General features: G+C 42.5%; 15 protein-coding genes. 11 read left to right on the plus strand and 4 right to left on the minus strand.

Going from position 1 to position 14,460, the window contains the following annotated elements; all coding sequences use genetic code 11:
- Positions 1-170 precede the first annotated feature (170 nt).
- The 3 genes from NI469_RS07520 to NI469_RS07530 are packed head-to-tail and all read left to right on the plus strand — an operon-like array spanning position 171 to position 4,982.
- Positions 171-3,032, plus strand: a complete 2,862-nt coding sequence (locus tag NI469_RS07520) for a type VI secretion system Vgr family protein (RefSeq protein ID WP_253174757.1) — start codon at positions 171-173, stop codon at positions 3,030-3,032.
- Entirely contained in the window at positions 3,032-4,600 is a 1,569-nt protein-coding gene (locus NI469_RS07525) for a pesticin C-terminus-like muramidase (protein ID WP_253174758.1), read from the plus strand. The genes NI469_RS07520 and NI469_RS07525 overlap by 1 nt, the downstream gene beginning before the upstream one ends.
- Positions 4,584-4,982: a lysozyme inhibitor LprI family protein gene (locus tag NI469_RS07530; RefSeq protein WP_222110670.1), complete on the plus strand. Its 399-nt coding sequence runs from the start codon at positions 4,584-4,586 to the stop codon at positions 4,980-4,982. Before NI469_RS07525 ends, NI469_RS07530 begins: the two co-directional genes overlap by 17 nt.
- 43 nt (positions 4,983-5,025) lie before the next feature.
- On the opposite strand, the gene NI469_RS07535 is transcribed toward NI469_RS07530, so the two are convergent.
- Entirely contained in the window at positions 5,026-5,946 is a 921-nt protein-coding gene (locus NI469_RS07535) for a Dyp-type peroxidase (protein WP_253174759.1), read from the minus strand.
- Between the two features lie 161 nt (positions 5,947-6,107).
- On the opposite strand from NI469_RS07535, the gene NI469_RS07540 reads away from it, so the two are divergent.
- Positions 6,108-6,728: a LysE family transporter gene (locus tag NI469_RS07540; protein ID WP_253174760.1), complete on the plus strand. Its 621-nt coding sequence runs from the start codon at positions 6,108-6,110 to the stop codon at positions 6,726-6,728.
- Between the two features lie 74 nt (positions 6,729-6,802).
- On the opposite strand, the gene znuB is transcribed toward NI469_RS07540, so the two are convergent.
- Genes znuB through NI469_RS07555 form a run of 3 tightly spaced genes read right to left on the minus strand, consistent with a single transcriptional unit; the run spans position 6,803 to position 8,868 of the window.
- A complete protein-coding gene (gene znuB, locus NI469_RS07545) occupies positions 6,803-7,603 on the minus strand; it encodes a zinc ABC transporter permease subunit ZnuB (protein WP_004644857.1) in 801 nt (266 codons plus the stop codon).
- A 3-nt stretch (positions 7,604-7,606) separates the two neighbouring features.
- Positions 7,607-8,389, minus strand: a complete 783-nt coding sequence (gene znuC / locus NI469_RS07550; protein ID WP_004644858.1) for a zinc ABC transporter ATP-binding protein ZnuC — start codon at positions 8,387-8,389, stop codon at positions 7,607-7,609.
- Positions 8,371-8,868, minus strand: coding sequence for a transcriptional repressor (locus NI469_RS07555; RefSeq protein WP_004280980.1), 498 nt, complete (start codon positions 8,866-8,868; stop codon positions 8,371-8,373). The genes znuC and NI469_RS07555 overlap by 19 nt, the downstream gene beginning before the upstream one ends.
- A gap of 146 nt (positions 8,869-9,014) precedes the next feature.
- Here NI469_RS07555 and NI469_RS07560 point away from each other — a divergent pair, with 146 nt between their 5' ends.
- From NI469_RS07560 to atpA, 7 genes are all read left to right on the plus strand, one after another.
- The gene (locus tag NI469_RS07560) at positions 9,015-9,851 is read left to right on the plus strand and encodes a metal ABC transporter solute-binding protein, Zn/Mn family (protein WP_253146606.1); all 837 of its coding nucleotides are present in this window, start codon (positions 9,015-9,017) and stop codon (positions 9,849-9,851) included.
- A gap of 174 nt (positions 9,852-10,025) precedes the next feature.
- Positions 10,026-10,418, plus strand: a complete 393-nt coding sequence (locus tag NI469_RS07565; protein WP_004280982.1) for an ATP synthase subunit I — start codon at positions 10,026-10,028, stop codon at positions 10,416-10,418.
- 110 nt (positions 10,419-10,528) lie between these two features.
- Entirely contained in the window at positions 10,529-11,404 is an 876-nt protein-coding gene (gene atpB / locus NI469_RS07570; RefSeq protein WP_004644859.1) for a F0F1 ATP synthase subunit A, read from the plus strand.
- An 85-nt stretch (positions 11,405-11,489) separates the two neighbouring features.
- The gene (gene atpE / locus NI469_RS07575; protein WP_000424060.1) at positions 11,490-11,735 is read left to right on the plus strand and encodes a F0F1 ATP synthase subunit C; all 246 of its coding nucleotides are present in this window, start codon (positions 11,490-11,492) and stop codon (positions 11,733-11,735) included.
- A gap of 39 nt (positions 11,736-11,774) precedes the next feature.
- On the plus strand, positions 11,775-12,245 hold the full coding sequence (locus tag NI469_RS07580; protein ID WP_004280990.1) for a F0F1 ATP synthase subunit B: 471 nt from the start codon (positions 11,775-11,777) through the stop codon (positions 12,243-12,245).
- Positions 12,246-12,257: 12 nt separating this feature from the next.
- Complete coding sequence (locus NI469_RS07585) at positions 12,258-12,794, plus strand: F0F1 ATP synthase subunit delta (RefSeq protein WP_004644860.1); 537 nt, start codon at positions 12,258-12,260, stop codon at positions 12,792-12,794.
- Between the two features lie 45 nt (positions 12,795-12,839).
- Positions 12,840-14,384 (plus strand): F0F1 ATP synthase subunit alpha, encoded by a 1,545-nt coding sequence (gene atpA / locus NI469_RS07590; RefSeq protein ID WP_004644861.1) that lies wholly within the window; start codon positions 12,840-12,842, stop codon positions 14,382-14,384.
- The last annotated feature ends 76 nt before the right edge of the window (positions 14,385-14,460 follow it).

Genomic DNA, 14,460 nt, shown 5'->3' on the forward strand with positions numbered 1-14,460 from the left:
TATTGGGCAATATTTTTAATTAAGATGTACCACATGCAATTTAAGATTTTTAATTGAAGGGTCATAAATTAAAGGCCTAATTATGTGAAATGCATCGTGAACTGGACGAAATGGATAACTTTTCCTAAAATCTGCCGCACAATAATAAAGCTTAAAATTATAACTATAAAATGCCAAAACCTATCCATATGCTGGTGGAGCAGCTCGGGCTTAAGCGACAGCATCGTGCGCTACATTTACAGTTTTCACATCTTCCTTTAAATCATCAGGTTTTGATTCAGCGGATTGAGGGTCAGCATCAGATCAATCAAGGTCTGCAGGCCGAACTGATCTGTCTTTCCACTCATGCTCATATTGCCTTGAAACAATTTATCGGCTGTCGGGTGGCCATTGATCAGGTCACAGACCGTGGTGAACTTTTCCGGACTACGGGCATTATTACTGCAGCCAGCCAAGGACAGAATGATGGAGCTTTGACCCTGTATAAACTGACGCTAAATGACGCGACTGCACTCTGGCAGAAGCGCCGTAACAGTCGGGTTTTTATGAACAAGACGGTGCGCGAGATCAGTGAAATCCTGTTCAGTGAATGGCAAAACAGAAGTGTATTATTCGCGGCCAGTCTCAGCCTGGATTTGACAGGACTCAGCCGGGACTATGATGTCCGACCTTTTGTAATGCAGTCGAATGAATCGGATTATGATTTTCTGACCCGTTTATGGCGTAGCGAAGGAATTAACTGGCTGATTGATGAAAGGCAATTAACTGTGCCTGTATCAGCCAGCGAGATTCAAGATCAGCTTTTAAAACTGGTAGATCATTCCCAATATTTTTCAGCTTTAAAACGCCGCTCCATCCGGTTTCATCGCAGTCATGCCACCGAACAGCTCGACACGCTGAACAGTCTGATTGCGGTACGTCAGCTCAATCCGAATAGTACCCAGACCCAGCGTTGGCATGCCCAGCAACTTGCCCAGGATCAAAGCCAGCCATTATTCAGTAATCATCAGCAAAGTGATATCCATGCAAATGCCACTCTTCAGCTTGAAGATGCGTGGAACATCAGTCCGGCTTGGACCGGCGACTTAAATCATGAGGATCAGGTGACAGTATCTGGTATAGCCCAACTGGATCGACTCAATCAGCAGCTCAGTGACTATCATGCTTTGCAGTCTAAATATTTTAAAGCCAGTAGCAGCGTACGAGATGCTCAGGTTGGATACTGGTTTGAACTGCAACAGCATCCTGAGATTGATCAGCATCCTGCCCATCAACGTGAATTTCTGATTTTAGCTAAGCGGTTTTATAACCAGAACAATTTACCCAAAGATATTTTATCGCAGCTGGACAGTTTGCTTGAGAAGAGCGGCTGGCAGATGACACAGGAGGAACGACAGGCCAATGAACTACAGATGGTGCGCCGTGAAATCCAGGTTGTTCCTGAGTACCACCCCTTCATTCATCGGCCTGCTGCATATCCGCAACGGGCTCGAGTGGTCGGACCTGAAGGTGAAACGATTCATGTCGATGCATGGGGGCGGGTGAAAGTTCGTTTTCTGTTTACCCGGAGTGAGGATCATCAGCATGATGGCGGCGCAGGTAGCAATGACAATGATAGCGATTCTGCTTGGGTGGATGTTTTGACCCCTTGGGCGGGTGAGGGTTATGGCATCAGGTTGCATCCGCGAATTGGCGAAATTGTAGTGATTGACTTCTTTGAAGGTGATATCGACCGGCCCTTTGTGGTGGGACGGATTCATGAAGCAGAACGGCATCCGACCATGTTTGATGCAAAAGGAGAACTTCCTGCGACCAAAAAACTCAGTGGCATCCGTTCTCAGGAGGTCGATGGGGATGGCTTTAACCAGTTGCGTTTCGATGATACCCCTGAACAGATTAGTGCGCAGCTGCAAAGTAGTCATGCAGCCAGTCAGCTCAATCTGGGAAATCTAAGCCATCCTAAAGAAAGTGAAAGCAGCGAAGGTCGAGGAGAAGGTTTTGAACTAAGGACAGACCAGTGGGGTGCCATACGTGCAGGAAAAGGCTTGCTAATTTCCACTTATCGGCAAGATTCAGCAGCAGGCAATCACCTGGATGCGAGTCGTGCCAAAGAGCAGATTGAATCGAATCTCGATCATAGTAAAGCCTTGAGTGATATTGCTGAACAACAGCAGACTGATCCGCTGCAATTTTTTGATAGTTTAAAACAGTTTCTGAGTCAGATTGAAGCTGAAGATCAAGCCAAGGCCATCGCATTTAAACAGGCCGTGATGTTATTAACTGCCCCCCAAACGATTGCACTGAGCACAAATGAAAATATTCATTTATCCGCTGATCAGCAAATCAATCAGAGTGCCGGGAATAATATTCATTTATCCACACAGAAATCTTTAGTTGCTCATGCACAGGACAAGATCAGTTTATTTGCTGCTCAAGAGGGTGCGAGTCTCTATGCTGCTCAAGGAAAAATTGAACTACAAGCCCAAGATGATGCGATTGAAGCGATTGCCCGCAAGGTAATCAAGCTTATTTCGACTGAAGACAAGATCGAAATCACCAGTCCGAAAGAGATTGTACTGACCGCTGGAGGGTCTCAAATTAAGATCAATGGTGGTGGAGTGGTGGTCACAACTGGTGGGAAATTTGAGTGTAAGGCCGGGCAGCATCTGTTTACGAAAGGTCAAAATATTATTGAACAAAAAATAAATCTTCCAAAAATGAAAACATTATTCAGTAATAAAATTAACTATCAGTGGACTAACCAGTCTGCAGGAGAAAAAGAAATTTTTATTCTAAATAAGTTGGATGGGAACTTAATTAAAACTAAGAAGTCTGTATTAAATGAAAATAATCAATTAAGTACTTTAAGATTCTATACCTCTCAACCCACAGATTTCGTGGCTTTAGGATTTAATTCTTTACAAACTCATCTCATTCAAGACTTAGATAATGAAAGTATTGATGAACTATTGAATGAGATAGAAGAAAGGGATTTAGAGGATGATGTATATACTGAAGAGGATGTCGAATGATGAGCAATTTAGTTACCATAACATCAAAAATTTATGATGCTTCAGGAAAATATGTCATTAATTTAAAAGTTAAATCACGCTATAAAGGTTCATCGAGAGAAAATACAAATAAAACAGATAAAGATGGTTTATTTATATTTCAGGGTTCACCAAATCGAACTGTGGAAATTTTAGCTAAGCCACCTAATGTGGAAGATTATATCGTTATTAAAACGATTGATTCTTCAATCATTTCTTCTAGAAAGAATCCTGTAAAAGTATCCTTGCCTAAAAGTATAGAGGAGTATCATAAAGAAAAAGTGATGCCTACTACAAAAGGTATAGTTACGACTTTATTTAAAATAATAGACTGCAATGAGAAAATATTAACGAGTTTCCCGGTAAAATCTCGCCCTAAAGGAAAACAAAGTTCATTTGAACGTCATACCAATGAGCAAGGCATTGTAGAGGTGGTATCTTCACCTAATCGAGATATTGAAATTCTAGTTTTGACTTCAAATGATGAGTTTGCTCTAAAAGGTGCTGTTAACTCTGAGCATGGCTCTCAAATACCAAAAATAATTAAACTAGATGAACCCTATGAAAACTTTAAAAGTGAATCAAATATCCAACTTCTAGATAGAGAAGGAAATAGTTATATCGTTGAAAATACAAAGATCGAAATACTTTATTTGGGAAATAAGATAACAAAAATTTCAAATACCTCTAATGGGAAATTTTCATTTCCAAGTATGATTGGGGAAAAAATACAGATCACGGTATTTAAACCTGATGGTAATCCCTTGGAACCGAAAACTCATGTGGTAAAAAGGATTAAAGAAGATTCCATAAAATTGAAATTAGATGTAGATATTATTAAGGGTGGTACCGAACAGAATAAGCCGACCCTAGATAAGAATATAGAGAAACTCTGTACAGCAGAATGTATCGTAGAAACATATACTTTTGAAACTTCTTTAGGAACAATGGTTATTTCAAAAGAATCTCTTGATTCAATTTTAAAATGGGAGAAATACGAATCTAAACCTTATGTACCTAGTAAGGGAAAAGATGGTAAAAGTGGTGTAACATTAGGATATGGTTACGATTTAGGACATCAAAGTCTTGAACAAATTAAAAAGGATTTAATTTTTTATTATACTTCGAGTCAAATTCAACGTTTATTAAAAGCTCAAGGAAAAAGAGGTTTGGCAGCACAAGCATTAGTAAACAGCCTTTCTGATATTATTATAAATAAAGATAAAGCTTATCAGATGGTGATGATAGTAAAAAAAAGGTATGCGGAGGATACATTAAAAGTTTATCCAGATATTTTAAAATATCATCCTCATTGCCAAGGAGCTATTTTATCGCTTGTATATAACAGATATATAGGTTTGAAAGGAGATCGTCGTAAAGAAATGAAAGAAATTCAAGATGATCTTAAAAAGAATGGAAAAAAGGTTCCTTTATTCTTAAGAAGTATGAAACGACTATGGACTACAAAAGCTAATAGAGGATTACAGGCTAGACGGGAAGATGAAGCAAAAATTTTTGAAAAAGGATTAAAATGTGAATGCTATAAGTAAACTTTTTATTCTGAATATTTTATTTATTTCTTTAAACTCTTATGCAGTGTCTCCTGAAGACTTTTTATATCAGGATGCTTTGAAAATACAGTGTAAAGAAGGAAGTCCTATGCAAGAGGATTTAATGTATTGTGTTTCAAGAAGTTATTTAGAGTCAGATAAAAAATTAAATATAGAATATAGAAAAAGAATGAAAATATTAAAAGGAATTAAAAAAGAAAAATTACTAGCGAGTCAAAGATTGTGGTTAAAGAATAGAAAAAATAAATGTAACTCTGAATATGCAGCTGCAGAGGAAGGGCGTGAAGCACCGATTTATTTAATAGATTGTTATGCTCAAGAAAATTATCAAAGAGTTAGATTTATAAAAAATTATAAATAATTTAAAAATAGAAAAGCAGCTATTTTTTAGCTGCTTTTTTCTTTTACCCTTCCAAAACTTCTTCCAGCAACTCCTCACTCGGTGCAAAGTAATATGCGCCATCCAGCGGAGTTACGAAGTGCAGCAGGCGGTCATGAATCCCATCACCAGACGTACCAAACATACGTTCTAACATAGCATCAATAATTTTTAGATCTTTGGTATATGCAATAAAGAATAAACCCTGGTCACCACGTCCGTCACCATAAGGTAGAGAATGACGCAGAATTTCCATTTCTTCGCCTTCTTCATCTTCAACTACAGTACGTGCTACGTGCGCATTTTCAGGTTTGACTTCATCATCCAATTCAATAGATTCAAGTTTGGTGCGACCCATAACCTTTTCTTGAGTATCAACTTTTAGCTTTTTCCATTTTTCCAGGTTATGCGCATAACGCTGAGCAAAAATAAATGAACCATCTTGGAAAATACCTGAATTTTCACCTAATAATGCGACTTCAGCACGATTATCCGGGAATTGCGGATTTTCAGTTCCATCAATAAATCCGGTTATGTCACGACCATCAAAATAGCGGAAGCAAACCCGCTCATCCAGTACTTGAACCTGATCCTGAATGCCTTCAAAAAAAGCCTGACTGAGTGCAAAGCAGATATCAGCCCGAGCACTGGCAATATGAATCAGTACATCTGCTGGAACAACCGGCATTTCAAATGAACCATGAATGGGTTCAAGCTGTTTAAAACCTGCCGGACTTTGTGAATAAAGTCTTGACCAAAGCTCAGGACCGAAAGCCACTGCCGTTTTAATTTGTGCTTGAGGATGTTGCGTAATCAGACGATCACGTGAAGTAAACAGATGTTCAAGTTGTTCTTTTAATTTTTCAATACTCAAATCTTTAAGACGTAAAACAATAAAGCGAGCATGATCTGAAGGGAGAGGCAAGATTACCGATTGGGCTGTCATTCATGGCTCCTGTAAGGATAGATCCTGTTTTTTAATGTACATATTGTGCCTGAAGCCAGACAGAGTGAATAGTGCAGTGCCTTATATTTAAGCAAGTTTTTAGCCTGATTTTATTGGAAAATTCATATAATATTGGGCAAGTTTTGCTGAGTTAAATATTCATGTCCTATCAAATATGGTTTGCCTATATGTTGGCCTGCTGGGTGATTAGTGTCTCTCCGGGTGCTGGTGCAATTGCATCGATGTCGAGCGGATTGAATTATGGTTTTCGGCATGGTTACTGGAATGCGCTGGGTCTGCAACTGGCTTTACTGGTACAGATTGCAGTGGTTGCAGCAGGCGTGGGAGTTTTGTTTGCGACAACCCCATGGGCATTTTTAGTGGTGAAATGGTTTGGTGTTGGCTACCTGTTATATTTGGCAGTTTTGCAATGGAAAGCACCTGCACAGAACATCGAAATTAAACATGAATTGACGCGAAAATCGAGAGGAAAACTGGTACTGCATGGTTTCTTGGTTAATATCACTAATCCTAAAGCCATCGTATTTTTACTGGCCGTCTTGCCGCAATTTCTGGATTTGTCCAAACCACAATGGATTCAGTATTTGATTATGGCTGCAACAATGGTGACGATTGATCTGATTGTGATGGCGGGTTATACCGGATTGGCTGCTAAAGTTTTAAGGCTACTAAAATCACCGAAACAACAAAAAGTCATGAACCGGACTTTTGCCGGTTTATTTGCAGGTGCTGCATTTTTATTGAGTTTGGTGCATCAATAACGAGTGTTTGCTCTCTCCTTAAAGGAGAGAGGCTGAATAGATCATTAGAAAATCATCATGATTTAACAGAAAGATTAATTCAGCTTTTTAAACTTCTGCACACAGAAGATCAGTGCAAATAGCACCGCCATGGTCAGGACAATGGTTAAACCTGTCGAAGTATTGAGACCTGCACTCGACCATAGGCCCACGGTCACCCCAATTTGCGCAATCACGAATGCCCAGATCACCATTTGTTTTGGTGAATGTGCAAGGAGTCGTGCAGTCAGAGCAGGGATCACCAGTAATGCCCCCATGAGTAATGAACCCACTGCTTTCAGGGCAAGCACGGTAAACAATGCCAATAACAACATAAAGATCAGGCGTTGCCATTTGGCATTTACACCTTCACTGACCGCCATGTCCGGATCAATCGCGATTTGAATCTGCGCTTGCCAGCTCTTATAGAGGACGGCTAAGGCCAGAATAATCACGATAGCAAAGGTGGGTAAGTCCGTCCAAGAAATCGTCAGTAGATCACCAAATAGATAGCTGAGAAGTTCCGGTCTTAAACTCGGTAAATGCTGAATGAACAATAGACCTGAGCAAAGCAGTGTTGCTGAACACAGCGCCAGCAAGGCATCATTCGGCAGGCGCGGATCATGCAGCACCCACAAAACCCCTACCAATAATAAGGCAATAAAAGTGACTCCCATCCAGAGAGGTAAACTTAAAGCCCCAGCGATGGCAACACCGAGCAAAGTACCGTGTGCCATGGTATCGGCAAAAAATGACATACGCCGCCAGAGCATGAGACAGCCCAGCGGTGCAGTCAGAAATACCAATAGCGTTCCCATGATCCATGCAGGTAAAAGGAGTTGTAACCAATCCATCATGGTTTAAGCTTCCGGCTCGGGGTGAATATGAGGGCGTGAATCATGCTGACAGGGGGTGGCAGAATCGCCGTGCGCGCAATGATCATGATGATGTTGATAGAACACCCGATTGGTGCCAAAAATCGCCTGATATTCGGGATGTTGCTGCACGCTTTCCGGCAGGCCACTACAGCAGATATGCTTGTTCAGGCACACGACCCGAGTCGTACCTTGCATCACCCATTGCAGGTCATGTGAAACCATCAGTACGGCACAGCCATATTTTTCCGGCAAGTTACGCACATATTCATACAGTTCAGCTTCGGACTGGATGTCTAGACCCTGCATTGGTTCATCGAGGACTAAAATATCCGGCTGGCGTAATAAGGCGCGGGCCAGTAGCACCCGTTGACGTTCACCGCCAGACAACTGCTGCACTTTAGAATCTTGCAGTTTACTAATGCCGGTATCGCGAATAATTTCGGTTTTAATCTCGGACGGACACTTTTCTAGTGCCAATAAATCTTTCACCCGTAGCGGCAAGCTATGTGAGGGATTGAATTTCTGTGGCACATAAGAGAATTTGAGTTTGCGCGCAGTCTTGATCTCACCTGATTGCGGTTTCAAAATGCCCAGCATGACTTTAATTAAGGTCGATTTACCAGCACCATTGGGACCAATCAGTGTGACAATTTCTTTCTCTTGTAACGAGAAATCAATGGCTTTTAAGATATCGCGCTCATCGATTTTGACCCAGATCTTGGAAAGCTGAATCAAGGGAGAGGCACTTAAGCTTTGTTGCGGCACTGCTGACAAATTCCTGAAATTTCGATAATGCTGTGATGTGCCGTGAAGTCGTCCGAGCTGGCCAGTGCATCGAGTTGATCGAGTAAGCCCTGAGCCGACGCTTCTTTCACGGCTTTACATTCGGTGCAGATTAAAAAAGCAGCCTGATGACCTTCACGCGGATGGCAACAGGGGATATAGGCATTGATCGAGGTCAGGCGATGAATCAGCCCTTTGCTTAATAAAAAATCCAGAGTGCGATACACCGTTGGTGGGGCTGCAGGACGATCACTGGCATTTTTCATTTGTGCCAGCAGATCATAGGCGCCCATCGGGCCATGCGCATTTAGAATGAGTTCCAGCACTTCTTTACGTAAAGGTGTAAGGCGTGCGCCGCTTGCTGCACAAAGACTTTCCGCTTCAGCAAGACGTTGTGCGACATTGGGATGGTCGTGCACGCCGTGCAATGCGTTGTGGTGTTCGTGCGAACAGGAACCCATAGTTCACCTCAAGTGCGAAACTGAAAATTAATAGATTTCAAATCTTAACATGAAGCGTTCTGAGTTTCGATTAGGCATAGGTATTTTTGTATTTTTGTTATATTATAACACTTCCTGATTTTATCGTTTTTAAGTGATTTCTACTCATGTTCCGTCTCCTTGCAATCAGTCTGCTGGCATTGTTCAGTACACTCAGTTGGTCACAAAGTCTGGTGGTGTCTACGCAGCCGATCTATCTGATTGCCAAGAAAATTACCCAAGGTGTGGAACAGCCGACTTTATTGCTGGCCAACCAAAGTGGACATGATGTGAGTCTGACTCCGGCGCATCGAAAAACTATTCAGAATGCAGGTCTGGTGATCTGGCTGGGTCAGGCGCATGAAGCACCCTTGGCCAAAGTGCTGAATGAAAGTAATAAAGGCATTGCACTGTTAGACTCGGGGATATTGACCACCTTGCCGATGCGTAATCCGCGTGGCGAGGCCTTAAAAAATACGGTAGACACGCATGTCTGGCTCGATCCGAATAATGCGGTACGGATAGGTTTCTTTATTGCGGCGCTACGTTCGCAGCAACTGCCGGAGCATCGTGAACGCTACTGGAAAAATGCCCGTGACTTTGCACAAAACATGTTTGCTACGGCCCAGCTTTATAGTTCAAGCAACAAAGCCAAATCCTATTGGTCTTATCACGATGCCTATCAGTATCTGGAACGCCCACTCAATTTAAAATTCATGGGTGCGCTGACCGATGATCCGCATGTTTCGCCAACCGTGGCGCAAATCAAGTTTTTACAGGATCATCGTCCACAACGCAAAATGTGCCTGCTGGCCGAAGGTCATGCCAGTGAAAACCAGTACCGCAAACTCAATCCGGTACTGTTCCAGCATGTCGATGAAAGCATGAGCGGGGCAGGGGACTTTGTGCAGGCTTGGCAGCAATTGGCCACAGAAACCCAGAAATGTGTACTAAATGCACGCTAATGATTTAAAAAATAGACAGATTTTGATTAGTTTAACAGCAGTGACCCGATTTAAAAAAACACGACTAAGGTCGGGAAAAGATTGCATGTTCAGGGGTGTAACTCTATAATGCCTGCGATTAAAAATAATCACCTGTTAAACTTGTCAAGCATGATTGCTGTGAGTGAATAAATAATGAGCCGAACTAGTCGCTTGATTGACCGACGATTAGCGAAAGCTTTGGTCCTCCTGCAAGCCTGTATGATCCCTGTTTCAGCCTTGATCGGCTGGGTCGTGAAAGACTCAACCGCAGCCTTGAGTGCAGCATTAGGTGCACTGGTATGTTGGCTCGCGACTTGTTATTTTTCGTGGCAATCGTTTCGAGCAGCAGGAGCCCGCGCGTCTAAACAAGTTCTTTCGAACATGTATAAAGGCTTGATGGGAAAGTTTGCCATTGTGATTGTTGGTTTCATTTTAATTTTAAGCAATGTTAAACCGTTGTCAGCGGTGGCGTTGTTTTGTGGTTTTATACTTGTTCAAGCCATGTCGTGGGTCGCTCCGTTTTGGGCGTCACGTCTACAAAAATGAGTATAAGCACAACAAGAAATTGAAAAGTTTTTCAGGAGCAGGCGAGATATCAAGCAGCACGCGATATTCGTTTGTTCTATTAGTTTTTTGACATTGACCAGGTGTGATTTATGGCTGCTGAAGAACATGCCCTTACTTCGACCGAGTATATCAAGCATCACTTGACCAACATGACCTATGGCAAAATGCCGGACGGTACGTGGAAATTGGCCGAGAGCGGTGCTGAAGCTCAACAGATGGGGTTCACTGCTATTCACTTGGATTCAATGGGTTGGTCTATCGGACTGGGTCTGATTTTCTGTTTGTTGTTCTGGTTGGTTGCGAAAGCGGCTAATGCTGGTGTTCCTACCAAGTTCCAGTCTGCAATTGAAATGATTATCGAGTTTGTAGATTCAAGTGTACGTGATACCTTCCACGGGAAGTCTCGATTAATTGCACCCTTAGCATTAACCATTTTCGTGTGGATTTTCCTCATGAACTTGATGGATTTGATCCCTGTTGACTTTATTCCTTATGTAGCTCAACACGCGATTGCTTCTATGCTGGGTGTAGACCCTCATCAGGTTTACTTTAAAATTGTTCCGACTACAGATCCAAACATTACCCTCGGTATGTCTATTTCTGTATTCTTCTTAATTATTTTCTATAGTATTCGTGAGAAAGGTGTTGGCGGCTTCGTTGGTGAGTTAGCACTGAACCCATTTAACCCAAGTAATCCAGTTGCTAAAGTGCTTTTAATTCCATTCAACTTATTGTTGGAATTGACTACTTTCTTGGCGCGACCAGTTTCATTGGCTCTACGACTGTTCGGTAACATGTATGCGGGTGAGTTAATCTTCATTCTTATCGCGTTATTACCGTTCTGGATCCAGTGGGCGTTGTCTGTGCCTTGGGCGATTTTCCACATTTTGATTATTACGCTACAAGCATTCATTTTCATGATGTTGACTATCGTGTACATGAGTATGGCAAGCGAAAAGCATTAATGGTATTGCCTAACTGTCAACGGATGGTTGGGCACACAATTTTTTAACTTAATTTGGTATAAAACCTAACCTCTGAGGAATTATCATGGAACTCACTTTAGGTCTAGTTGCAATTGCATCTGCTATCTTGATCGCTTTCGGTGCTTTAGGTACTGCGATTGGTTTTGGTCTTCTAGGCGGCCGTTTCCTTGAAGCTGTAGCTCGTCAACCAGAATTGGCTCCACAACTTCAAACTCGTATGTTCTTAATCGCGGGTCTTCTTGATGCTGTGCCTATGATCGGTGTTGGTATTGGCTTGTTCTTCATCTTCGCTAATCCATTTGTAGGTTAATCAGCTTAATTCCGAAATTCACTATTTGAGGAATTTGCAATGAATATCAACCTCACATTGTTTGGCCAAGCGATTGCGTTTGCGATTTTTGTCGCATTCTGCATGAAGTTTGTATGGCCACCACTAATCAATGCGATTAGTGAACGTCAGCGTAAAATCGCTGATGGCTTAAATGCTGCTGAAAAAGCGAAGGCTGACCTTGCAGATGCGCAAGCACAAGTGAAAGCTGAGTTAGACGCGGCAAAAGCACAAGCGGCTCAATTGATCGAACAAGCGAACCGTCGTGGTGCACAATTGATCGAAGAAGCGCGTACCCAAGCTGCGGCTGAAGGTGAGCGTATTCGTCAACAGGCTAAAGAAGCTGTTGATACTGAAATCAATGCTGCTCGCGAAGAATTGCGTCAACAAGTGGCTGCTCTTGCAGTAACTGGTGCTGAGAAAATTCTTAGCCAGCAAGTTGATGCAGAAGCTCACAATGCCATGCTGACTCAGCTGGCTGCTAAACTTTAAGAGAGGCGGATTATGGCTGAACTCTTGACGTTGGCACGCCCATACGCTAAAGCAGCATTTGCTTACGCTTCTGAGCAAAGTGCAACTGACTCTTGGTCAACAGCACTTGAATTGCTCAGTGCTGCGGTGCAAGACGAAGCATTTTCAGCTTATCTAAATCGCCCTGAGCTTACACCTGCTGAGCAGGTGGCTCTTTTTGCGAAAGTTTTAGGTGAAGACCAAACTGCAGCAGTGTCTAACTTCCTGACATTGCTTGCAGAGAATAACCGTTTGGTTCTTCTTCCTGAGATTGCAGCAGAATATGAGCAGCTTAAATCACAGAATAACAATACTGTGGATGTTGTGATTGAATCAGCATTCCCATTGACTTCTGTACAGGAACAACTTCTTACTCACGCATTAGAGAAAAAATTCGAAGCGGCGGTAAATGTTTCTGTAGAAGTTAACCCAGCGCTGATTGCTGGTGTAGTTATTCGTGCAGGCGACCAAGTGATAGATGATTCTGCGCTTAACAAGCTTGAAAAAATGCGTACTCGTCTTCTTGCTTAATTGCATTTAGAAGACTGAACTTTAAAAAGATTGAGGTATAGCGCAATGCAACAACTGAATCCATCCGAGATCAGTGCGCTCATTAAACAGCGTATCGGCGATCTGGACACCAGCGCAACCGCTAAGAACGAAGGAACCATTGTTATGGTTTCCGACGGTATTGTGCGTATTCACGGCTTAGCTGACGCTATGTACGGTGAAATGATCGAATTCGACGGCGGCCTTTACGGTATGGCACTGAACCTAGAACAGGATTCAGTGGGCGTCGTTGTTTTAGGTAACTACTTAAGCCTTCAAGAAGGTCAAAAAGCGCGTTGCACAGGTCGTGTATTAGAAGTTCCGGTTGGTCCAGAACTTTTAGGCCGTGTAGTAGATGCTTTGGGTAACCCGATTGATGGTAAAGGCCCTATTGATGCAAAATTAACTGATGCTGTTGAAAAAGTAGCACCAGGCGTAATTTGGCGTCAATCAGTGGATCAACCTGTACAAACTGGTTATAAATCAGTAGATACAATGATCCCTGTAGGCCGTGGTCAACGTGAGTTGATCATTGGTGACCGTCAAACTGGTAAAACAGCAATGGCGATCGACGCGATCATCGCTCAGAAAAACTCTGGCATTAAATGTGTATACGTAGCAATCGGTCAAAAACAATCGACTATCGCTAACGTGGTACGCAAGCTAGAAGAAACTGGCGCTATGGCGTATACAACTGTTGTAGCTGCAGCTGCAGCTGATCCAGCAGCAATGCTGTATCTAGCTCCGTATTCTGGCTGTACAATGGGCGAATACTTCCGTGACCGCGGTGAAGATGCGTTAATCATTTATGATGACTTGTCTAAGCAAGCTGTTGCTTACCGTCAAATTTCATTGCTTTTACGCCGTCCACCAGGTCGTGAAGCGTATCCAGGTGACGTGTTCTATCTACACTCGCGTCTACTTGAACGTGCTTCTCGTGTATCTGCTGACTACGTTGAGAAATTCACTAACGGTGAAGTGAAAGGCCAAACTGGTTCTTTAACTGCATTGCCGATTATTGAAACTCAAGCGGGTGACGTATCTGCATTCGTACCAACCAACGTAATTTCGATTACTGATGGTCAGATCTTCCTTGAAACATCATTATTCAACGCAGGTATTCGTCCTGCTGTGAACGCGGGTATCTCTGTATCTCGTGTTGGTGGTTCAGCGCAAACTAAGATCATCAAGAAATTGTCTGGTGGTATCCGTACTGCTTTGGCGCAATACCGTGAATTGGCAGCATTTGCTCAGTTCGCTTCTGATCTTGACGAAGCAACTCGTAAGCAACTTGAACATGGTCAACGTGTAACTGAGTTAATGAAGCAAAAACAATATGCGCCATACTCAATTGCTGACCAGGCTGTTTCAATTTATGCATCTAACGAAGGCTACATGGCTGACGTAGACGTTAAGAAAATCGTAGACTTTGATGCTGCGTTGATTTCTTACTTCCGTTCAGAACATGCTGCGTTAATGCAACAAATCGATGCCTCTGGTGATTACAACAAAGACATCGAAGCTGCAATCAAAGCAGGTATTGAAAGCTTTAAAGCGACTCAAACTTACTAATTTCAACCCGTGTTGAATTTAGTGTCGGTTTGGTTCACGGAATCAACCTTCGGAAGCTCGCAAGGGCTTTCGAATA

This window comes from Acinetobacter lwoffii (assembly GCF_024129735.1).
Taxonomy (GTDB): Bacteria; Pseudomonadota; Gammaproteobacteria; order Pseudomonadales; family Moraxellaceae; genus Acinetobacter; species Acinetobacter lwoffii_H.

Coding starts and splice junctions, on each gene's coding strand:
- NI469_RS07520 (WP_253174757.1), top strand. CDS start 171: ATGCCAAAACCTATCCATATGCTGGTGGAGCAGCTCGGGCTTAAGCGA.
- NI469_RS07525 (WP_253174758.1), top strand. CDS start 3,032: ATGAGCAATTTAGTTACCATAACATCAAAAATTTATGATGCTTCAGGA.
- NI469_RS07535 (WP_253174759.1), bottom strand. CDS start 5,946: ATGACAGCCCAATCGGTAATCTTGCCTCTCCCTTCAGATCATGCTCGC.
- NI469_RS07540 (WP_253174760.1), top strand. CDS start 6,108: ATGTCCTATCAAATATGGTTTGCCTATATGTTGGCCTGCTGGGTGATT.
- znuB (WP_004644857.1), bottom strand. CDS start 7,603: ATGATGGATTGGTTACAACTCCTTTTACCTGCATGGATCATGGGAACG.
- NI469_RS07555 (WP_004280980.1), bottom strand. CDS start 8,868: ATGGGTTCCTGTTCGCACGAACACCACAACGCATTGCACGGCGTGCAC.
- NI469_RS07560 (WP_253146606.1), top strand. CDS start 9,015: ATGTTCCGTCTCCTTGCAATCAGTCTGCTGGCATTGTTCAGTACACTC.
- NI469_RS07565 (WP_004280982.1), top strand. CDS start 10,026: ATGAGCCGAACTAGTCGCTTGATTGACCGACGATTAGCGAAAGCTTTG.
- atpB (WP_004644859.1), top strand. CDS start 10,529: ATGGCTGCTGAAGAACATGCCCTTACTTCGACCGAGTATATCAAGCAT.
- atpE (WP_000424060.1), top strand. CDS start 11,490: ATGGAACTCACTTTAGGTCTAGTTGCAATTGCATCTGCTATCTTGATC.
- NI469_RS07580 (WP_004280990.1), top strand. CDS start 11,775: ATGAATATCAACCTCACATTGTTTGGCCAAGCGATTGCGTTTGCGATT.
- NI469_RS07585 (WP_004644860.1), top strand. CDS start 12,258: ATGGCTGAACTCTTGACGTTGGCACGCCCATACGCTAAAGCAGCATTT.
- atpA (WP_004644861.1), top strand. CDS start 12,840: ATGCAACAACTGAATCCATCCGAGATCAGTGCGCTCATTAAACAGCGT.